The 19848-nt window shown below is 66.8% G+C and carries 19 protein-coding genes; 13 read left to right on the top strand and 6 right to left on the bottom strand.

What is annotated here, in order from left to right; translation table 11 throughout:
• The first annotated feature begins 214 nt into the window (after window positions 1–214).
• The 5 genes from trxB (at window position 215) to WS61_RS34770 (ending at window position 4266) form a co-directional block, all read left to right on the top strand.
• Window positions 215–1177, top strand: coding sequence for a thioredoxin-disulfide reductase (gene trxB / locus WS61_RS07630; protein WP_059499913.1), 963 nt, complete (start codon window positions 215–217; stop codon window positions 1175–1177).
• 135 nt (window positions 1178–1312) lie between these two features.
• Complete coding sequence (locus WS61_RS07625) at window positions 1313–2092, top strand: Smr/MutS family protein (RefSeq protein WP_034206656.1); 780 nt, start codon at window positions 1313–1315, stop codon at window positions 2090–2092.
• Window positions 2079–2702, top strand: coding sequence for a trimeric intracellular cation channel family protein (locus tag WS61_RS07620; protein ID WP_006491172.1), 624 nt, complete (start codon window positions 2079–2081; stop codon window positions 2700–2702). The genes WS61_RS07625 and WS61_RS07620 overlap by 14 nt, the downstream gene beginning before the upstream one ends.
• A 167-nt stretch (window positions 2703–2869) precedes the next feature.
• A complete protein-coding gene (locus WS61_RS34775; RefSeq protein ID WP_157692700.1) occupies window positions 2870–3439 on the top strand; it encodes a hypothetical protein in 570 nt (189 codons plus the stop codon).
• A gap of 2 nt (window positions 3440–3441) precedes the next feature.
• The gene (locus WS61_RS34770; protein ID WP_157692699.1) at window positions 3442–4266 is read left to right on the top strand and encodes a hypothetical protein; all 825 of its coding nucleotides are present in this window, start codon (window positions 3442–3444) and stop codon (window positions 4264–4266) included.
• On the opposite strand, the gene WS61_RS34765 is transcribed toward WS61_RS34770, so the two are convergent.
• From WS61_RS34765 to WS61_RS07590, 5 genes are all read right to left on the bottom strand, one after another.
• Window positions 4256–4441 carry a hypothetical protein gene (locus WS61_RS34765; protein WP_157692698.1) on the bottom strand — a complete coding sequence of 62 codons (186 nt, stop codon included), beginning with the start codon at window positions 4439–4441 and terminating at the stop codon, window positions 4256–4258. The genes WS61_RS34770 and WS61_RS34765 overlap by 11 nt on opposite strands.
• Before the next feature lie 178 nt (window positions 4442–4619).
• Window positions 4620–5738: an ABC transporter ATP-binding protein gene (locus tag WS61_RS07605; RefSeq protein WP_059499910.1), complete on the bottom strand. Its 1119-nt coding sequence runs from the start codon at window positions 5736–5738 to the stop codon at window positions 4620–4622.
• A gap of 112 nt (window positions 5739–5850) precedes the next feature.
• Window positions 5851–6708 carry a carbohydrate ABC transporter permease gene (locus tag WS61_RS07600; protein ID WP_011544828.1) on the bottom strand — a complete coding sequence of 286 codons (858 nt, stop codon included), beginning with the start codon at window positions 6706–6708 and terminating at the stop codon, window positions 5851–5853.
• Window positions 6698–7636, bottom strand: coding sequence for a carbohydrate ABC transporter permease (locus tag WS61_RS07595; RefSeq protein ID WP_059499909.1), 939 nt, complete (start codon window positions 7634–7636; stop codon window positions 6698–6700). Before WS61_RS07595 ends, WS61_RS07600 begins: the two co-directional genes overlap by 11 nt.
• Window positions 7637–7774: 138 nt before the next feature.
• Window positions 7775–9022, bottom strand: a complete 1248-nt coding sequence (locus WS61_RS07590; protein WP_059499908.1) for an ABC transporter substrate-binding protein — start codon at window positions 9020–9022, stop codon at window positions 7775–7777.
• A 427-nt stretch (window positions 9023–9449) separates the two neighbouring features.
• Here WS61_RS07590 and zwf point away from each other — a divergent pair, with 427 nt between their 5' ends.
• From zwf to WS61_RS07575, 3 genes are all read left to right on the top strand, one after another.
• The gene (gene zwf / locus WS61_RS07585; protein WP_059499907.1) at window positions 9450–10919 is read left to right on the top strand and encodes a glucose-6-phosphate dehydrogenase; all 1470 of its coding nucleotides are present in this window, start codon (window positions 9450–9452) and stop codon (window positions 10917–10919) included.
• Between the two features lie 88 nt (window positions 10920–11007).
• Entirely contained in the window at window positions 11008–11688 is a 681-nt protein-coding gene (pgl, locus tag WS61_RS07580) for a 6-phosphogluconolactonase (protein ID WP_059499906.1), read from the top strand.
• Complete coding sequence (locus WS61_RS07575; RefSeq protein WP_059499905.1) at window positions 11666–13594, top strand: bifunctional transcriptional regulator/glucokinase; 1929 nt, start codon at window positions 11666–11668, stop codon at window positions 13592–13594. Before pgl ends, WS61_RS07575 begins: the two co-directional genes overlap by 23 nt.
• 104 nt (window positions 13595–13698) lie before the next feature.
• Here WS61_RS07575 and WS61_RS07570 read toward each other — a convergent pair whose 3' ends face one another.
• On the bottom strand, window positions 13699–14916 hold the full coding sequence (locus tag WS61_RS07570; RefSeq protein WP_059499904.1) for a Bcr/CflA family multidrug efflux MFS transporter: 1218 nt from the start codon (window positions 14914–14916) through the stop codon (window positions 13699–13701).
• 247 nt (window positions 14917–15163) lie between these two features.
• Here WS61_RS07570 and WS61_RS07565 point away from each other — a divergent pair, with 247 nt between their 5' ends.
• The 5 genes from WS61_RS07565 to WS61_RS07545 all read left to right on the top strand — a co-directional run bounded on the left by WS61_RS07565 (window position 15164) and on the right by WS61_RS07545 (window position 19761).
• Window positions 15164–15616, top strand: a complete 453-nt coding sequence (locus WS61_RS07565; protein ID WP_059499903.1) for a hypothetical protein — start codon at window positions 15164–15166, stop codon at window positions 15614–15616.
• A gap of 178 nt (window positions 15617–15794) precedes the next feature.
• Complete coding sequence (gene hemL, locus WS61_RS07560; protein ID WP_059499902.1) at window positions 15795–17078, top strand: glutamate-1-semialdehyde 2,1-aminomutase; 1284 nt, start codon at window positions 15795–15797, stop codon at window positions 17076–17078.
• A 15-nt stretch (window positions 17079–17093) separates the two neighbouring features.
• Complete coding sequence (gene ribD / locus WS61_RS07555) at window positions 17094–18215, top strand: bifunctional diaminohydroxyphosphoribosylaminopyrimidine deaminase/5-amino-6-(5-phosphoribosylamino)uracil reductase RibD (RefSeq protein ID WP_059499901.1); 1122 nt, start codon at window positions 17094–17096, stop codon at window positions 18213–18215.
• A gap of 14 nt (window positions 18216–18229) precedes the next feature.
• A complete protein-coding gene (locus WS61_RS07550) occupies window positions 18230–18859 on the top strand; it encodes a riboflavin synthase (protein ID WP_059499900.1) in 630 nt (209 codons plus the stop codon).
• A gap of 383 nt (window positions 18860–19242) precedes the next feature.
• Window positions 19243–19761, top strand: a complete 519-nt coding sequence (locus tag WS61_RS07545; RefSeq protein ID WP_059499899.1) for a DUF1993 family protein — start codon at window positions 19243–19245, stop codon at window positions 19759–19761.
• The last annotated feature ends 87 nt before the right edge of the window (window positions 19762–19848 follow it).

Genomic DNA, 19848 nt, shown 5'->3' with positions numbered 1-19848 from the left:
CGGTGCCGGGGTCGTCGCTGGCGCCCCGCCCTGCTTGCCGCGCCGCCGGCCGCCGCGAAACACTATCGTCACGATTGAAACTCTCGTTCGGCAGCGCAGCAACGGGGCCTTTATAATGCGCGTCTGATACCCATCTATGACGGCATCCCGGTCAACCCGGATCGTACGGCGAGCCCTACCCCGCCCGCCGCGGCCGCCTTTTACGGATTCGCACATGTCCACGCCCAAACACGCCAAAGTCCTGATTCTCGGTTCCGGCCCCGCCGGCTACACGGCCGCCGTCTACGCGGCACGCGCCAACCTGTCGCCGGTGCTGATCACCGGCATCGCGCAGGGCGGCCAGCTGATGACCACGACCGACGTCGAAAACTGGCCGGCCGACGCGAACGGCGTGCAGGGTCCGGAGCTGATGGCGCGCTTTCTCGAGCATGCCGAGCGCTTCAACACCGAAATCGTCTTCGACCACATCCATACCGCGAAGCTGCACGAGCAGCCGATCCGCCTGATCGGCGACTCGGGCGAATACACGTGCGACTCGCTGATCATCGCGACCGGCGCGTCGGCGCAGTATCTCGGCCTGCCGTCCGAGGAAGCGTTCATGGGCAAGGGCGTGTCGGCCTGCGCGACCTGCGACGGCTTCTTCTATCGCGGCCAGGAAGTCGCGGTGATCGGCGGCGGCAACACGGCCGTCGAGGAAGCGCTCTACCTGACCGGCATCGCGAAGAAGGTCACGGTGATCCATCGCCGCGACAAGTTCCGCGCGGAGCCGATCCTGATCGACCGCCTGCTGGAGAAGCAAAAGGAAGGCGTCGTCGACATCAAGTGGGATCACGTGCTCGACGAGGTGACGGGCGAGGAATCGGGCGTCACGGGCCTGCGCATCAAGAACGTGAAGACCGGCGCGACGGAAGACCTGCACGTGCAGGGCGTGTTCGTCGCGATCGGCCACAAGCCGAACACCGACCTCTTCCAGGGCCAGCTGGAGATGAAGGACGGCTACATCCTGACGAAGAGCGGCCTGCAAGGCAACGCGACGTCGACGAGCGTGCCGGGCGTGTTCGCCGCGGGCGACGTGCAGGACAACGTGTACCGCCAGGCGATCACCAGCGCGGGCACGGGCTGCATGGCCGCGCTCGATGCGCAGCGCTACCTGGAAAGCCTGCACGACAAGAAGTAAGCCGGGAGCGTTGCCGCGCCGGACGCTACAATGGCGTCCGCTGCCGCGAAGCGGGCTCGACCGGAAAGCCGCTGCCGCCGCGCAGCGGCTTTTTTGTGCCCGCGCGCCCGAACGCGCCTGCCCCGTTACCGAATCATGGCGAAGAACCAGCCCCATCCGAGCGATCCCGCGAAGCGGAAGATCGCTGCCCGTCCCGTGACCCCGGCGCCCGAGGCGCCGCCGCCCGCGCCCGATGCGGCCGCGTTGCGCGGCCAGGGCCTCGCGGGCCTCGGTGCGTTGCGTAAGTCGCTGCAAGGCGAAGCCGATCGTCGCGAACGCGCGCGTATCGAAGCCGCGAAGGCCGAGCGCAAGGCGGAAGCCGACGCGAACCTGTTCCGCAACGAAATCGGCGCGATCCGGCCGCTGAACGCGCCGCCGCGCGCGTCGTCCGGCCGCATGCCGCCCGACCCGGTGCCGAAACAGACGCAGCGCGACGAGGAAGCCGTGCTGAACGCGACGCTGTCGGACGAATTCGATCCGGAGACGCTGCTCGACAGCGACGAATCGCTGTACTACCACCGCCCCGGCATCAGCCGCGAGGTGGTGCGCAAGCTGAGGAGCGGCGCATGGATCGTGCAGGCGCAGATCGACCTGCACGGCATGCGGCGCGACGAAGCGCGCGATGCGCTCGCCGAATTCATCCGCGAAGCCGGCAAGAAGGGGCTGCGCTGCCTGCGCGTGATCCACGGCAAGGGACTCGGCTCGATCGGCAAGGAGCCCGTGCTGAAGGGCAAGGTGCGCGCATGGCTCGTGCAGAAGGAAGAGGTGATCGCATTCTGCGAGGCCCGCGGCCACGACGGCGGCGCGGGCGCGGTGCTGGTGCTGCTGCAGCCGCACGCGGCGCCGGCCGACCGGGGGCCGCGTGCCGCATCCTAGGCTGACGCTCGCGATCGCGGTACTGGAGGCGATCGCCACGCTGGCTTTCGCGATTTCGGGGTTCATCGAGGCACGCAAGAACCGCCTCGACTCGGTCGGCACGTTCGTCGTCGCGCTCGCGACCGCATTCGGCGGCGGCACGCTGCGCGACATCCTGCTCGAGCGCCGGCCGTTCTACTGGGTCGTGCACGACGACTACGTGATCGCGATCTTCGTGCTCGCGCTGTTCGCGCCGTTCGTGCTGCGGATGCTGTCGCGGCTGTCGGCCGAACGGCTGCTGCTGATCGCCGATGCGATCGGGCTCGGCATCTTCAGCATCTCGGGCACGGCGATCGCGCTCGACGCCGAGATGCCGCGCTTCATCGCGGTGATGATGGGCGTGATTACCGGCGTGGTCGGCGGGATCGTCCGCGACGTGCTGTGCAACGACATCCCGCTGATCCTGCGCGATTCGCGGCCGTACGCGACCTGCGCGTTCGTCGGCTGCTGGTTCTACCTGCTGCTCGTGTGGCTGCAGTTCGACTCGGTGTACAGCGTGCTGCTCGCGACCGGCTTCATCCTCGTCGCACGGCTCGCGACGTTCAAGTTCGACGTGCGGTTGCCGCATTGAATCCGAGCATCGTTTGAGTCACGAGGGACGTCGAAACGGGCTCTCGTCGCCACACGCCGGTGATCCAAAAACACGCGATCTATCGGACACAATTATTTACATTTCCCTTTCACTCCCCACAGTGCCGTGTTACGTTCCGCCCAACAAACGCGAACGAGTGGACTGGGATGACTATTTTTTACGCGGTAGTTGAAGACGATCCGCTGGACAGCGGCGGCTACGTCCTCGATGGCGGTAAGTGCGGAACGATCGTAGGTGACGACGGCAAACGCCGGAAAATCACGTTCGTCGGACAACGCGCGTGGTGCAGCACATGCGAGAGCGTCGGGACAATTGAAGCCGCCCCCGGCGCGCCGAGCAAAAAGCGATTGCGCGACTTCACTTCTGCGGGACGAGTTCAAGCCCTGAGCAACGATTGGATCCGATGTCGCTGCGAGCGCCCTCCCCGCATCATTTCCCGATACGGCCGTCGATGGAAAATAAGCGCTTCGAATTGCGACCTCCGGACGAAATCCGAACTCGTCACAACCGATACGGTCACGGCAGCACCCCAGCTCGTCTATAACGATTGCTTCGTTCTTCGGGACGCCGACGGTGCCCCTCTGCGCGACATCGCCTATGCATTGCAGCGAGACACCGGGGCATTTGAATACGGACGAACGGACGCGCATGGACAAACGCACCTGCTCGCGTCCACTTCACATGCCGAAAAAATCATGATTTATCTCGCGGAATAGCCATGCTCGAACGCGTCCACGTTTCTCCTGAAGGCAATCGATACAAACGGATCGCAGCACGCAAGACCACGCCGACAAACAATCCGTCGCCGAAGCCCATCACCGTCCGATTCAAAACATTCTGGAAAACGGTCCGCACATGGACCGACGCCGACGCCGCCGAATACCAGCGCGCAGTTCCACAACTGGCAAAACAACTGCAGACGGAAACGTACTGGGACCGCAACGGCAGCACGCGCACGAATCGATTTACATGCGAGGACTTCGCGTTACGGTTGCTTGTCCAGTTCGCCGCCCTGCGCGGATTGCCGCTCAAGTTGACCACCGGTGTACGCAGTTATCGAAACGAGGAGGTCTACGGAGAATCGGAACACCAGCGATACGATTCGACGATGTACGGTTTCGCCGAGATGGTGTCGTTGACTTTCGGCGCACCGGACACACAACGCACCGATTCGAATACAGTACGACTTTCAACGGCCGAGCCGCTCCTGCCTGGAGACATGCTGGTACAGGCCAACGATCGCGCAGGCATCGGGCATCATGTTCAGTTGGTCACGAACACCTCGCCCTCTTCCGTTTCGATCATGCAGGGAAATTCGAGCGGTGTGATCGTGCGTCCGTTCACGACGATCATGAGGATATTCGGCCACAATCGCGCAGATCCGCAAAGCGCCAGTTATGCCGGTATGGGCGTCGAAAACGGGTGCTACACACGCGGCGAGGAAGGGTGGGACTACAGAAACGAGACCACAGGCGCCGAAGTGAAGGACTTTCTAAAGCAATTCCAACTGTATCGCTGGAATTTCGCTGCATTCAATCAGTAATGCCGAGGTTGGGATGCGTGCGTTCTTTTCGGTAATCGCAGATAGCGACCTGTTCGGTACACTCGCGACCATTTGTCTGGTCGTAGCCGTGGCCGGCCTGTTTTCCGCCGTCCGCCGCTCGATGTTTTATTTTCTGGCCGTCTTCGCGTGCCTTCTGTTCATGCCACTCATGCACGCGATCGGTTCGTACTTCTTGTCATTGCCGAGTCCGTAACTGCCTCCGTCGACTATCTGGGCGCGCGGGCCAGGCACCTGCTGGGACAAATCCGCTACGCTCATGAATCGCGGCAATCGACGGCATCCGGATCGAACGATGATCCGGACGCGTCGTCGACGCCTCGATCCCGCTTACCTCACGCGATCCGCTCTTCCGACGCCGGATCGAACAGCACCGCCTTCGACACGTCGAACAGCAGCGACTGCGTCTGCCCCGGCTGCGGGTTCGCGGCCGGATGCACGCGGCTCACGATCCGCTTGCCGTTCACTTGCGCGAACACGTGCGTGTCGGGGCCGGTCGGCTCGGTCACGTCGACGCGCACGTCGATCGGCTGCAGCCGCGACGCCTCGCCGTTGTGCGCGCTGCGCGCATCGGTGATGCGCTCCGGACGCAGCCCGAGAATCACTTCGCGGCCGACGTGCGACTTCAGCTTCGCCGCGTCGAACGGCAGGAGCAGCGCGCTGCGCGCGAGGCCCGTGTCGATCTCGAGCGCGATCCCGCTGCCCTGCTCGACCAGGCGGCCGTTGATGAAGTTCATCGGCGGCGCACCGATGAAGCCCGCGACGAACAGGTTCGACGGCGAATCGTAGATCTCCTGCGGCGCGCCGAACTGCTGGACGACACCGTCCTTCATCACCGCGATGCGATCGCCGAGCGTCATCGCCTCGATCTGGTCGTGCGTCACGTAGACGATCGTCGTGCCGAGGCGCTGGTGCAGCAGCTTGATTTCCGCGCGCATCTCGATGCGCAGCTTCGCGTCGAGGTTCGACAGCGGTTCGTCGAACAGGAACAGCGACGGATCGCGTGCGAGCGCGCGGCCCATCGCGACGCGCTGGCGCTGACCGCCCGACAGTTGCCCCGGCTTGCGGTCGAGCAGATGCTGGATCTGCAGCATCTGCGACACGCGCTCGACGATCTGCTGCTGCTCGTTCTTCGGTACCTTGCGGATGTTCAGCCCGAACGAGATGTTCTCGCGCACCGTCATCGACGGATACAGCGCGTACGACTGGAACACCATCGCGATGTCGCGATCCTTCGGCGACAGGTCGTTGACGACCTTGCCGTCGATGCAGATCTCGCCGCTCGTCACGGTCTCGAGGCCGGCGATCATGTTGAGCAGCGTCGACTTCCCGCAGCCCGAGCCGCCGACCAGGATCAGGAACTGTCCGTCCTCGATCTCGATGTCGACACCCTTCAGGACCGGCACCCCGTTCGGGTAGGTCTTGTACACGTCACGGATGGAAAGGCTTGCCATGCTGTGAATCCTCTGTCTCGTCTCGCGCGGCGCGCTCCGGCGCCGCGTCGGGTTCGTTTCGATGCGCCGCGCGTCCTGCGCGGCCGGTTCGTCGTATCGGATAAAGCCGCGCTTACCCCTTCACCGCGCCCGCCGTCAGCCCGCGCACGAAGTAGCGGCCGGCGACGATGTAGACGAGCAGCGTCGGCAGCGCGGCGATGATCGCGCCGGCCATGTCGACGTTGTATTCCTTCACGCCCGTCGACGTGTTGACGAGGTTGTTCAGCGCCACCGTGATCGGCATCGAATCGACGCCGGAGAACACGATCCCGAACAGGAAGTCGTTCCAGATCTGCGTGAATTGCCAGATCAGGCACACCATGAAGATCGGCAGCGACACCGGCAGCAGGATCTTCGTGAAGATCGTGAAGAAGCCCGCGCCGTCGATGCGCGCGGCCTTCACGAGTTCGGCCGGCACGCTCACGTAGAAGTTGCGGAAGAACATCGTCGTGAACGCGATCCCGTACACGACGTGCACGAACACGAGGCCCGGAATCGTGTTGGCGAGGCCGAGCATCCCCTGCAGGCGCGCCATCGGCAGCAGGATCACCTGGAACGGGATGAAGCAGCCGACCAGCATCATCGTGAACAGCGCGTCCGCGCCGCGAAAGCGCCAGTGGGTGAGCACGTAGCCGTTGAACGCGCCGATCAGCGACGAGATCAGCACGGCCGGAATCACCATCTGCAGCGAGTTCAGGAAGAACGGCTTCATCCCGTCGCAGCGCACGCCGGTGCAGGCGCCGCTCCATGCCTTCACCCACGGGTCGACGGTCCACGTGGTGGGCGGCGTCAGCAGGTTGCCGGTGCGCAACTGGTCGAGGTCCTTGAACGACGTCGACAGCATCACGTAGATCGGGAACAGGAAATACAGCGCGAACAGGATCAGTGCCGCATAGATCACCGCCCGGCTGATCGTCATCTTAGGCTGCATTGCGGGTGCTCCTCGATTCCATATACATCAGCGGCACCAGCACCGCGACCACGGTCGCGAGCATCATCACCGAGGACGCCGCGCCCAAGCCCAGCTGGCCGCGATTGAACGAAAACGTGTACATGAACATGGCCGGCAGCGACGACGACGTGCCCGGGCCGCCTGCCGTCAGCGCGACGACGAGGTCGAAGGTCTTGATCGTGATGTGGCAGAGGATCAGCAGCACCGAGAAGAACACCGGCCGCATGCTCGGGATCACGATCTTGCGGTAGATGGTCGGCAGCGTCGCGCCGTCGACCTGCGCGGCCTTGAAGATCTCGCCGTCGACGCCGCGCAGCCCCGCGAGAAACAGCGCCATCACGAAGCCGGTCGACTGCCACACGGCCGCGATCACCACGCAGAAGATCGCCTTGTCCGGATCGTCGAGCCAGCCGAACGAGAAGCTCGTCCAGCCCCAGTCGTGCATCACCTTCTCGAGGCCGAGCCCCGGGTTCAGGATCCACTGCCACGCGGTGCCGGTGACGATGAACGACAGCGCCATCGGGTACAGGAAGATCGCGCGCAGCGCGCCTTCGTTGCGGATCCGCTGATCGAGCAGGATCGCGAGGAACAGCCCGAGCGCGACGCAGATCGCGATGAACGGGATCCCGAACCAGCCGAGGTTCGCGGCGGAAGTCCACCACACGTCGTTCTGGAACAGGTCCGTGTAACGGCCGAAGCCGTCGAATTCGTAGTTGGGCAACAGCCGCGAATTGGTCAGCGACAGATAGCCGGTAATCAGGATGAAGCCGTAGATGAACACCACGGCGATCGCGACGCTCGGCGCGAGCACGAGCTTCGGGATCCAGCGATCGGCGAAGGCCGACATCGGCGACGTACGCCGTGCGGCGGCAGCGCCGGATCCGTTTCCGCTAAGAGGGGCAGCCACTTGATTCGACTCCTGGAACGAGGGCGGCGCAGGCCGGGCCGGCGCCGGGTACGGCACGAGCCCGCGGGCGAGCCCGTTTGCTGCACATGCAAAAACGCCCGGCCGACGAAGCGTTTCCGGCCGGGCGCCTGGCGCGCGTTACTTGACCTTCGCGGCCTTCGCGAGCGCGGCGACCGCGCTCTTCGAATCCTGCTGCGAGTTCATGAACTTCGTCACGACGTCCGTGATCGCGCCGGCGGTCGCGTCGCCTTGCGCCATGCCGTGCGCGAGCGACGGTACGAAACCGCCCGACTTGATCGCGGTCTGCTCGTCGGCATACGACTTCTTCGCGCAGTCGTCGAACTTGTCCATCTTCACGCCGAGACGCACCGGCACCGAGCCCTTCAGCAGGCTGAACTGCTCCTGGAAGTCCGGCGTCATGATCGTCTTCGCGAGCGCGAGCTGGCCCGGCGTCGCGTTCTTCTCGCCCTTCTGCTGGAAGAACACGAACGAATCGACGTTGAACGTGTATGCGTTCGCCGTGCCCGGCACCGGCGCGCAGATATAGTCCTTGCCCGACTTCTTGCCGGCGTTCTCGAACTCGCCCTTCGCCCAGTCGCCCATGAACTGCATGCCGGCCTTGCCGTTGATGACCATCGCGGTCGCGAGGTTCCAGTCGCGGCCGTTACGGCCGGTGTCGAAGTAGCCCTGGATCTTGCGTACCGTGTCGAACACCGACAGCATCTGCGGCGACGTCAGCGTCGCCTGGTCGAGATCGACCAGCGCCTTCTTGTAGAACGCCGGGCCCTGCGACAGCACGACGTCTTCCCACAGCGTCAGGTCCTGCCACGGCTGGCCGCCCATCGCGATCGGCTGGATGCCCGCGGCCTTCAGCTTGTCGGCCACCGCGAAGAATTCGGGCCAGGTGGTCGGCACCTTCGCGCCGACCTTGTCGAGCGCGGCCTTGTTGATGTACAGCCAGTTGACGCGGTGCACCGAGAACGGCGCGGCGACGGTGTGGCCCTTGTACTTGATGATCTTGTCGATTTCCGGCGGCAGGTTCTGCTTCCAGTCGCCGGCGGCCGAATCGATGTTGACGAGCACGCCCTGGTCGGCCCAGTCCTGGATCAGCGGGCCCTTGATCTGCGCGGCCGACGGCGCGTCGCCACTGATCACCTTGGTCTTCAGCGCGGTCATCGCCGCAGCGCCGGCGCCGCCCGCGACCGCGAAGTCCTTCCACACGTAGCCCTGCTTCTGCACGTCGTCCTTCAGCACGCCGACGGCCTTCGACTCGCCGCCCGAGGTCCACCAGTGCAGCACGGTTACGTTTTCGGCTGCCTGCGCCGCCACGGCGCCAGCCATCAGGCCTGCGGCGCAGAGCGCGCCCATGATCGAGCGAACTTTCATTACTTATCTCCTCCAGACTGAATCAACTCGTGAAGTTCCCTGACCGGGAACCGGCTTCTTGATAACGACGGGGAAATCGAGCCGCGGGACGCATGCAGCGTACGGGCCGATGACCGGCCGGGCTCTTACAGAAAGCGTGAATCGAGATTCAACGGCGTGTCTCCTCTTTGTGTTTCTGGCCCGCCGCGATGCGGCACGAGCCCGGGGCTCGACGGCGCGCGGACGATGCGCTTCGTCAATGTCCGATAACATTCGGCACAAGGCGTTCCCGGAAGCGAAGCTCGCGCAGCTCACCGACCGCACTTCTTTTTTTCTTCACCCAGGTGCTACCCCTTGCGGCGGATTGTAGTTAAACTACAATTCAGTGTCAAAAATATTTTTATCGCACTACGGATCGCTTCCCAGCACCCCAACACGGCGGAGACACATGCATACCGATTCCAGCTTTACCTTCGTACTTTTCGGCGGCACCGGCGATTTGTCGATGCGCAAGATCCTGCCCGCGCTGTTCGAAGCGCACCGCGGCAACATGCTCGCGGAAGGCGGCCGGATCATCGCCGTCGCGCGACACGAATCGGACCGGGCCCACTATCTCGAGTGGGTCGACACGCACGTGAAACCGCATGCGGCGAAGGCAGCCGGCAACGCGTTCGACGAAAGCGCCTGGAAGTCGTTCCTCGAGCGCATCGAATACGTGAACCTCGATCTCGGCCGCGCGGAGGACTACGTCGTGCTGCGCGACGCGATCGCGCATCTGCCCGGCATCCGCGTGTTCTACCTCGCGACGGGCCCGTCGCTGTTCGTGCCGATCTGCAAGGCGCTCGCGTCGGTCGGCCTGAACGAAGGCTCGCGCATCGTGCTCGAGAAGCCGCTCGGCTACGACCTGAAGTCGTCGAACGCGATCAACGACGCGGTCGGCGAGATCTTCGCGGAAGGCCAGATCTACCGGATCGACCACTACCTCGGCAAGGAGCCGGTACAGAACCTGCTCGCGCTGCGCTTCGGCAACGCGCTGTTCGAGCCGCTGTGGCGCCGCGAATGGGTCGAGAGCATCCAGATCACGATCGCCGAGGAGCTCGGCGTCGAAGCGCGCGGCGATTTCTACGACAATACGGGCGCGCTGCGCGACATGGTGCAGAACCACTTGTTGCAGTTGCTGTCGATCGTCGCGATGGAGCCGCCGCACTCGATGGATTCCGACTCGGTGCGCGACGAGAAGCTGCGCGTGCTGCGTGCGCTGAAGCCGGTCGATCCGCGCGACATCGGCAAGGTCGCGGTGCGCGGCCAGTATCATGCGGGCGTGATCAAGGGCGTGCAGGTGCCGGCCTACGCGACCGAGCCGGGCGTGAAGCCCGACAGCCAGACCGAAACCTTCGTCGCGCTGAAGGTCGAGATCGAGAACTGGCGCTGGGCCGGCGTGCCGTTCTTCCTGCGCACCGGCAAGCGTCTGGCCGACCGCGTCGCGGAGATCGTCGTCAACTTCCGCCCGGTGCCGCACTCGGCGCTCGGGGCCTCCGCGCTGCGCCCCGGTGCGAACCGTCTCGTGATCCGGCTGCAGCCGAACGAGACGATCCGCCTGTACTGCCTCGCGAAGCAGCCGGGCGAAGGGATGAATCTCGCGAGCGTGCACCTCGACCTCGCGTTCGACCAGTTCTTCAAGGAAGGGCAGATGGAGGCGTACCAGCGCCTGCTGCTCGACGTGATCAACGGCCGGCTCGCCCTCTTCGTGCGTCGCGACGAACAGGAAGCCGCATGGCAGTGGGTCGAGCCGATCCTGAACGAATGGGCGCGCACGCTGAAGCCGCCGAAGCCGTACGCGGCGGGCACGTGGGGGCCGGCCGCGTCGAGCGCGATGCTCGCGCAGCACGACACCTGCTGGCTCGAAGAAGAAAACTGATGCAACCCGTTGCCGCGTACGCCACCGTACGCGGCAACACGCTTCACGATTCGTACGATTTGAACAGACAAAGCAGTCCGGAGGAGATGTGATCGAGATCCACGCTTTCGACACCCAGGAAGCGCAAAGCGAAGCGCTCGCGCGCGCCGTCGGCGACGCGCTGCGCGCGGCGCTCGCCGGCCCCGCGCGCCCGACGCTCGCGGTGTCCGGCGGCACCAGCCCGCGCCCGTTCCTGCACACGCTGTCGCATGCGGCGCTCGACTGGGCCGGCGTCGACGTCACGCTGGTCGACGACCGCTGGGTGCCGGACGACGACGCGGCGAGCAACGCGCAACTCGTGCGCGACACGCTGCTGCAGCACGCGGCGGCCCCTGCCCGCTTCCTGCCGCTCGTCGACACGCGCACCACGCTCGACGCGCAGGTCGCCGCGCTCAACGCGAACACCGATTACCGCGTGCCGACCGTCGCGGTGCTCGGCATGGGCGAGGACGGCCACACCGCGTCGATCTTCGCCGACGCGCCCGAATGGGACCACGCGATCACGACGCCCGAGCGTTTCGTCGCCGTGCATCCGGGCGCGGCGCCCCATGCACGCGTGAGCTATTCGCTCGATGCGCTCAAGCGCGTCGAGCGGCTGTTCCTGCTGATCGCGGGTGCCCGCAAGCGCGACGTGCTCGACGCCGCGGCCGCGTCGCTGCAGAAGAACGCGATTTCCCAACTGGCCAACGACAAGGGGACCCAGCTCGATGTCTACTGGTGCGCAAAGTAAGGCGGTCGTCGCGGGTCAGCATGCCGACGGCCCGCGCCTGCTCGCGGACGTCGGCGGCACCAACGCGCGTTTCGCGCTGGAAACCGGCCCGGGCGAGATCACGCAAATCCGCGTGTATCCCGGCGCCGACTATCCAACGATCACCGACGCGATCCGCAAGTATCTGAAGGATGTGAAGATCAGCCGCGTGAACCACGCGGCAATCGCGATCGCGAACCCGGTCGACGGCGATCAGGTCACGATGACCAATCACGACTGGCGCTTCTCGATCGAGGCGACGCGCCGCGCGCTCGGCTTCGACACGCTGCTGGTCGTCAACGACTTCACCGCGCTCGCGATGGCGCTGCCCGGCCTGACCGATGCGCAGCGCGTACAGATCGGCGGCGGCACGCGCCGCCAGAACAGCGTGATCGGGCTGCTCGGGCCCGGCACCGGGCTCGGCGTGTCGGGCCTGATTCCGGCGGACGACCGCTGGATCGCGCTCGGCAGCGAAGGCGGTCATGCGTCGTTCGCGCCGCAGGACGAGCGCGAGGATCTGGTGCTGCAATACGCGCGCAAGAAATTTCCGCACGTATCGTTCGAACGCGTGTGCGCGGGCCCCGGCATGGAGATCATCTACCGGGCGCTCGCCGCGCGCGACAAGAAGCGCGTCGCCGCGTCCGTCGATACGGTGGAGATCGTCGAGCGCGCGCATGCGGGCGACGCGCTCGCGCTCGAGACGGTCGAATGCTTCTGCGGGATTCTCGGCTCGTTCGCCGGCAGCGTCGCGCTGACGCTCGGCGCGCTCGGCGGCGTCTATATCGGCGGCGGTGTCGCACTGAAGCTCGGCGAGCTGTTCACGCGCTCGTCGTTCCGTGCGCGCTTCGAGGCGAAGGGCCGCTTCGCGCACTATCTCGCGAACATCCCGACCTACCTGATCACCGCCGAATACCCGGCGTTCCTCGGCGTGTCGGCGATTCTCGCGGAGCAGTTGTCGAATCGTTCGGGCGGCGCGTCGTCTGCCGTGTTCGAGCGGATCCGCCAGATGCGCGACGCGCTGACGCCGGCCGAGCGACGCGTCGCCGATCTCGCGCTGAACCATCCGCGCTCGATCATCAACGACCCGATCGTCGACATCGCGCGCAAGGCCGACGTGAGCCAGCCGACGGTGATCCGCTTCTGCCGCTCGCTCGGCTGCCAGGGTCTGTCCGACTTCAAGCTGAAGCTCGCGACCGGGCTCACCGGTACGATTCCGATGAGCCACAGCCAGGTGCATCTCGGCGACACGGCCACCGATTTCGGCGCGAAGGTGCTCGACAACACGGTGTCCGCGATCCTGCAACTGCGCGAGCACCTGAATTTCGAGCACGTCGAAAACGCGATCGAGATCCTGAACGGCGCGCGGCGTATCGAGTTCTACGGGCTCGGCAATTCGAACATCGTCGCGCAGGACGCGCACTACAAGTTCTTCCGCTTCGGGATTCCGACGATCGCGTACGGCGACCTGTACATGCAGGCCGCGTCGGCCGCGCTGCTCGGCAAGGGCGACGTGATCGTCGCGGTGTCGAAGTCGGGGCGCGCGCCCGAGCTGCTGCGCGTGCTCGACGTCGCGATGCAGGCCGGCGCGAAGGTGATCGCGATCACGTCGAGCAACACGCCGCTCGCGAAGCGCGCGACCGTCGCGCTCGAGACCGACCACATCGAGATGCGCGAATCGCAGCTGTCGATGATCTCGCGGATCCTGCATCTGCTGATGATCGACATCCTCGCGGTCGGTGTCGCGATCCGTCGCGCGTCGACCAACGGCGAACTGCCCGAGGCCGTCGCGCAGGCGAAGGCGCGCGCCACCGACGACGAAACGGCCGACGTGCTCGACTGGCTGAGCCACGGCGCGTCGCCGGCGGCGAAGGACGTCGCGCGGGACTGACGCGCGGCACGGCGAGCGCCGCTGCCCGCGTCCCGACGAAAAACGCCACCGGCGCATCGCGCGCGGTGGCGTTTTTCATTGCGCGGCCCGGCTGGCGGGGCAGCTCAGGCGCCCGCTTTCACCGGTCGGCCGTGCCAGCGCAGCACGAGGCAGCGCCCGGCGAAACACAGCAGGCCCGACACGCCGATCGTCACGCCCATCGCGAACGGCGTGCCGTCCGCGAGCGCGCCGATCGCGACGCTCGCCAGCGCGCCGAGCGCGAGCTGCATCGCGCCGAACACGGCCGCCGACGCGCCCGCGTTGTGCGGATAGCGGTGCATGAGGTCGGTCGTGCAGTTCGCGGACAGGATCCCGACCACGCCGACGACGAAGAACAGGCACACGACGATCGACCACAGCCCGCCCCACCCCGTCAGCGCGACGAGCGCGACCGCGAGCGACGCGATGCAGCTCACGAGCGACGCGGCCGCGATGATGCGCAGCGAACCGATGCGGCCGACGAGGCGCGTGTTCGCGAAGTTGCCGATCATGATCCCGACGACGTTCAGGCCGAACAGCAGCCCGTAGTGCTGCGGCGACACGTGGAAATACTCGATGTACACGAACGGCGTCGCGGTGATGTACGAGAACATCGACGCGAACGCCATCCCGCCGCACAGCATGTGCCCCCATGCGACGGGGTCGGACAGGATGCGCCCGTACGATGCGAACGACGCGAGCACGGCCGCGCTCTTGCGCCGCTCCTTCGGCCAGGTTTCGGGCACCCGCAGATACGCGGTCGTCGCGCAGATCGCGCCGAACGCGGCCAGCACGACGAACACGCCGCGCCAGCCGGAGAAACGCAGGATCTGGCCGCCGATCAGCGGCGCGAGCAGCGGCCCGACCGCGGTGACGATCGCGACCATCGACAGCACCTTCGCCGCGTCGCTCGGCTCGTGCGCGTCGCGTGCGATCGCACGCGCGAGCACCGACGCGGCGCCGGCGCCGAGCGCCTGCAGGAAGCGCACGACGATCAGCATGTCGATCGAGCCCGACACGAAGCAGCCGACGCTCGCGAGCGTGAACAGCGCGATGCCGCCGAGCAGCACGGGCCGGCGGCCCCACGTGTCGGACAGCGGGCCGTACAGCAGCATCCCGATCGAGAAGCCGGCCATGAAGCTGGTCAGCGTGCGCTGCGCAGCGCCGGGGCTGACGGAGAAGCCGGCGGCGATCGACGGCAGGCTCGGCAGGTACATGTCGGTGGCGATCGGCCCGCAGGCCGCGAGCGCGCCGAGCAACAGGATCAGCCGGGCATCGGGCCGGCGCCGGACGACGTGGGACATGGGTATCCGGAATGGGAGTCCGCGTGCATCGGGGCGCGCGTGACGGTGAAGACGGGAAGCCGCACCGCAAGCGGCGCGTTCAGGCCCATGATTGTACGCGCAACTTTTTTGCGTGCCTCGGACCGCGTGCGGCGGCCGGGGAGCCACCCACGCGCGTCGCGTGCACCCGCGAACACGCGGGCGGATTCGATTAAGCTTGCGGCTTCCCGCCGCGCTTGTCCAATCCATTCGACGTACGACCGAACCGATGACCGCTTTCCTGCTGATCTGGAGCCCCAAGAAATGGCCGTGGCCCGAACTGCCCGACGTCGCCGCACGCGTGAAGGCCGGCGAGGCCGTGCATGACGTGTGGGGCTGCGGCTTCGCGCGCGGCATCCTGCCGGGCGACCGCGTGTTCCTGCACCGCGTCGCGAAGGAGCCCAAGGGCGTGTTCGGCTCCGGTTACGTGACACGCGCACCGTACGAGGTGCCCGATCCATCGACCAGGCGCGGCTACCGGCTGTGCATCGACTTCGTGTACGACTGGCTGGTCGACGCGCACCAGGACGTCGTGATTCCGCGCGACGCGCTGCGCGTCCATCCGTATTCGGTGCAGACCTGGGATGCGCAGACTTCCGGCACGTCGATCAAGCCGATGGTCGAAGGTCCGCTCGAAAAGCGCTGGGCCGAGCTGACCGGCAAGCGCAAGCCGCCGCGATAACCGAAAACCGGGTCGAATCTGGCCCGCATTGCCGGCCCGGCAATTCCCTGCGCGCCGAAAGGCCGCGGACCGGCGGCGGGCCTGCCTCGCGTGTCTCCGGTACAATCGGACGATCGTTCCGCCCAGGCGCCGCGGCCCGTGCACAGGCCCCCGCGCCGTTCTCTCGCAGGTTTCGCTCATGTCCAACAATCAGATCCTCTTCGAACGCGCCCAGAAGACCATTCCGGGCGGCGTCAACTCGCCGGTGCGCGCGTTCCGTTCGGTCGGCGGCACGCCGCGCTTCGTCGCGCGCGCGCAGGGCCCGTATTTCTGGGATGCCGACGGCAAGCAGTACATCGACTACATCGGTTCGTGGGGCCCGATGATCGTCGGCCACGTCCATCCGGAAGTGCTGTCGGCCGTGCAGAACGTGCTCGCCGACGGCTTCTCGTTCGGCGCGCCGACCGAAGCCGAGATCGAGATCGCCGAGGAAATCTGCAAGCTCGTGCCGTCGATCGAGCAGGTGCGGATGGTGTCGAGCGGCACCGAGGCCACGATGAGCGCGCTGCGTCTCGCGCGCGGCTTCACGGGCCGCAGCCGCATCGTCAAGTTCGAGGGCTGCTACCACGGCCACGCGGACAGCCTGCTGGTCAAGGCCGGCTCGGGCCTGCTGACGTTCGGCAATCCGACGTCGGCAGGCGTGCCCGCCGACATCGCGAAGCACACGACCGTCCTCGAATACAACAACGTCGCCGCGCTCGAGGAAGCGTTCGGCGCGTTCGGCGACGACATCGCCGCGGTGATCGTCGAGCCGGTGGCCGGCAACATGAATCTCGTGCGCGGCACGCCCGAATTCCTGAACGCGCTGCGCGCGCTGTGCACCAAGCACGGCGCCGTGCTGATCTTCGACGAGGTGATGTGCGGGTTCCGCGTCGCGCTCGGCGGCGCGCAGGCGTACTACGGGATTGCGGCGGACCTCACCTGCCTCGGCAAGGTGATCGGCGGCGGGATGCCGGCCGCCGCGTTCGGCGGCCGCCGCGACATCATGGCCCACCTCGCGCCGCTCGGCGGCGTCTACCAGGCCGGCACGCTGTCGGGCAACCCGATCGCGGTCGCCGCAGGCCTGAAGACGCTGCAGCTGATCCAGGCGCCGGGCTTCTACGACGCGCTCACCGCGCAGACGAAGCGGCTCGCCGACGGCCTCGCGGCCGAAGCCCGCGCGGCCGGCGTGCCGTTCGCGGCCGACTCGATCGGCGCGATGTTCGGCCTGTACTTCGCCGAGCGCGTGCCGGGCAGCTTCGCGGAAGTCACGAAGAGCGACATCGAGCGCTTCAACCGCTTCTTCCACCTGATGCTCGACGAGGGCGTGTACTTCGCGCCGTCGGCCTACGAGGCCGGCTTCGTGTCGAGCACGCACGACGACGCGGTGATCGACGCGACGCTCGCGGCCGCGCGCCGCGCGTTCGCGGCACTCGCCGCCTGACCCGGGGCCGCGCGCATGTTCTCGGATACCGATTTCGCCCACATGCAGCGCGCGCTCGCGCTCGCCGCGCACGGCATGTACACGACCGCGCCGAATCCGCGCGTCGGCTGCGTGATCGTCAAGCACGGCGACGTGATCGGCGAAGGCTTCACGCAGCCGGCCGGCCAGGATCACGCGGAAGTGCAGGCGCTGAAGGACGCGCGTTCGCGCGGCCACGACGTCGCGGGTTCGACCGTGTACGTGACGCTCGAACCGTGCAGTCATTTCGGCCGCACGCCGCCGTGTGCGAACGCGCTGATCGACGCGCGCGTCGCGAAGGTCGTCGCGGCGATGGAAGACCCGAACCCGCAGGTGTCGGGCCGCGGCCTCGGGATGCTGCGCGACGCGGGCATCGACGTGCGCTGCGGGCTGCTCGCACACGAGGCCGGCGAGCTGAACATCGGCTTCGTGTCGCGGATGACGCGCGGCCGCCCGTGGGTACGGATGAAGACCGCCGCATCGCTCGACGGCCGCACCGCGCTGCCGTCCGGCGAAAGCCAGTGGATCACCGGCGAGGCCGCGCGCCTCGACGGGCACGCGTGGCGCGCACGCGCGTGCGCGATCCTCACCGGCATCGGCACCGTGCGCGAGGACAATCCGCTGCTGACCGTGCGCGGCATCGACACGCCGCGTCAACCGCAACGCATCCTCGTGGACAGCCGCCTCGACCTGCCGCTCGACGCACGGCTGCTCGAAGGCGCGCCGCTGCTGATCTTCTGCGGCCGGCTCGACGCCGCCGGCGAAGTCCGCGCAAACGTGCTGAAGTCGCGCGGCGCGGAAGTCGTGCCGCTCGCGAATGCGCACGGCAAGGTCGACCTGCCCGCGATGCTGGCGGCGCTCGGCGCGCGCGGCGTCAACGAGCTGCACGTCGAGGCCGGCCACAAGCTGAACGGTTCGCTGCTGCGCGAACGGTGCGTCGACGAATTGCTGGTGTATCTGGCGCCGAGCCTGCTGGGCGCCGACGCGGCCGGCATGTTCGATCTCGCCGCGCCGGCGAGCCTCGATGCGCGCACCCGGCTGTCGTTCCACGGTATCGAGCGGATCGGCGACGACTTGCGGATCCTCGCGCGGCTCGCGCCGCCCGACGCCGCTCACTGAACGGAATCGTCACGATGTTTACCGGAATTGTCGCGGCCGTCGGCCGCATCGAATCGATCGCCCCGCTCGGCACGTCGGCCGACGCCGGCGTACGCCTGACCGTGCAGGCCGGCGGGCTCGACCTGGCCGATGTCGCACTCGGCGACAGCATCGCGATCCAGGGCGCGTGCATGACGGTGATCGAAAAGACCGACACCGCATTCGACGTCGACGTGTCGCGCGAAAGCCTGAACCGGACGGTCGGCCTCGCGCAGCCCGGCGAAGTGAATCTCGAGAAGGCGCTGCGCGCGCACGATCGCCTCGGCGGGCATATCGTGTCGGGCCACGTGGACGGTCTCGGTACCGTGTCGCGCTTCGCGCCGGTCGGCGAGTCGCACGAACTGCGGATCGTCGCGCCGCGCGAACTCGGCCGCTATCTCGCGTACAAGGGCTCGATCACGGTGAACGGCGTGAGCCTGACCGTCAATACGGTCGACGATCGCGCGGACGGCTGCGAATTCTCGATCAACCTGATTCCGCATACGGTCGAAGTCACGACGCTGCGTCACGTGAAGGCCGGCGACAAGGTCAATCTCGAAGTCGACATGATCGCGCGGTACGTGGAGCGGATGCTGTCGTCGTCGCAGGGCGTGCATCAGGACTGATCGGCCGGCGCCGTCCGGTGCGGGGAATGACGGCTGGCGGTTCGCCCGGCATGGTTCGGGCGTCGCCGCCTCCTCCTCGCTCAACCGCTCGCCGGCCGCCGGCCGCCGGCCGCCGGCCCGATCGTGTGCGTGGGCCAAGCGGGCTTCGCCGCGCTTTGCTCCCACCCTACTTCGTGCCGGGCCGCTCCGTCGCCGGCCATCCGATACGCCGCCATCGGATCGCGTTCGGTCGTTGGCCGTTTGGCCAGCCGACACCTGGCCAAACGGCCAACGACGCGCACGGGTCATGCCGTCGCGCTAAGATGCGTCGACAGCGGTTTCAACGCCGCAACGCACGACGTGCCGCGCACCGCGGCGCCTCTTTTCCCACAGGAGTCGTCCCCATGTCCATCTCGATGTACCAGGCTTCGCTGCCCGTCCTGATCCGCGGCCTCACCAACCTGCAGCACATCCTCGGCAAGGCGCAGGCCCATGCGGCCGAAAAGCAGATCGATCCGTCGGTGTTCGTCGGCGCACGCCTCTATCCGGACATGCTGCCGCTCGTCCGCCAGGTCTACATCGCGACCGACACGGCCAAGGGCTGCGCTGCGCGGCTCGCCGGCGTCGACATCCCGAGCTACCCGGACGTCGAGCAGACCTTCGACGAGCTGCATGCGCGCATCCAGAAGACGATCGACTACCTCGAAAGCTTCGACGCCGCACAGATCGACGGCAGCGAGACGCGTCAGGTCGTGCTGAAAATGCGCGTCGGGCCGATCGAATTCACCGGCCAGTCGTACCTGCTGAATTTCGTGCTCCCCAACTTCTTCTTCCACGTGACGACCGCGTACGACATCCTGCGCCATAGCGGCGTCGAACTCGGCAAGCTGGACTACCTCGGCGGGCGCAACGAGCACGCGTGACACGCGGTCGCGCAACGCCCGGCCCGCGGCCGTCCGCACCCGCGCGCAGGCCGGCCGCAGCGCTTTCCGGAGCGCAAGCCGGCCCCG

Source organism: Burkholderia sp. ABCPW 11 (genome assembly GCF_001523445.1).
Taxonomy (GTDB): Bacteria; Pseudomonadota; Gammaproteobacteria; order Burkholderiales; family Burkholderiaceae; genus Burkholderia.
This window is presented reverse-complemented; position numbering and strand designations above follow the sequence as displayed.

Excerpts from the sequence above, each read along its gene's own strand:
- trxB (WP_059499913.1), top strand. The coding sequence starts at position 215 with ATGTCCACGCCCAAACACGCCAAAGTCCTGATTCTCGGTTCCGGCCCC.
- WS61_RS07625 (WP_034206656.1), top strand. The coding sequence starts at position 1,313 with ATGGCGAAGAACCAGCCCCATCCGAGCGATCCCGCGAAGCGGAAGATC.
- WS61_RS34775 (WP_157692700.1), top strand. The coding sequence starts at position 2,870 with ATGACTATTTTTTACGCGGTAGTTGAAGACGATCCGCTGGACAGCGGC.
- WS61_RS34770 (WP_157692699.1), top strand. The coding sequence starts at position 3,442 with ATGCTCGAACGCGTCCACGTTTCTCCTGAAGGCAATCGATACAAACGG.
- WS61_RS07605 (WP_059499910.1), bottom strand. The coding sequence starts at position 5,738 with ATGGCAAGCCTTTCCATCCGTGACGTGTACAAGACCTACCCGAACGGG.
- WS61_RS07600 (WP_011544828.1), bottom strand. The coding sequence starts at position 6,708 with ATGCAGCCTAAGATGACGATCAGCCGGGCGGTGATCTATGCGGCACTG.
- WS61_RS07590 (WP_059499908.1), bottom strand. The coding sequence starts at position 9,022 with ATGAAAGTTCGCTCGATCATGGGCGCGCTCTGCGCCGCAGGCCTGATG.
- zwf (WP_059499907.1), top strand. The coding sequence starts at position 9,450 with ATGCATACCGATTCCAGCTTTACCTTCGTACTTTTCGGCGGCACCGGC.
- WS61_RS07575 (WP_059499905.1), top strand. The coding sequence starts at position 11,666 with ATGTCTACTGGTGCGCAAAGTAAGGCGGTCGTCGCGGGTCAGCATGCC.
- WS61_RS07570 (WP_059499904.1), bottom strand. The coding sequence starts at position 14,916 with ATGTCCCACGTCGTCCGGCGCCGGCCCGATGCCCGGCTGATCCTGTTG.
- WS61_RS07565 (WP_059499903.1), top strand. The coding sequence starts at position 15,164 with ATGACCGCTTTCCTGCTGATCTGGAGCCCCAAGAAATGGCCGTGGCCC.
- hemL (WP_059499902.1), top strand. The coding sequence starts at position 15,795 with ATGTCCAACAATCAGATCCTCTTCGAACGCGCCCAGAAGACCATTCCG.
- ribD (WP_059499901.1), top strand. The coding sequence starts at position 17,094 with ATGTTCTCGGATACCGATTTCGCCCACATGCAGCGCGCGCTCGCGCTC.
- WS61_RS07550 (WP_059499900.1), top strand. The coding sequence starts at position 18,230 with ATGTTTACCGGAATTGTCGCGGCCGTCGGCCGCATCGAATCGATCGCC.
- WS61_RS07545 (WP_059499899.1), top strand. The coding sequence starts at position 19,243 with ATGTCCATCTCGATGTACCAGGCTTCGCTGCCCGTCCTGATCCGCGGC.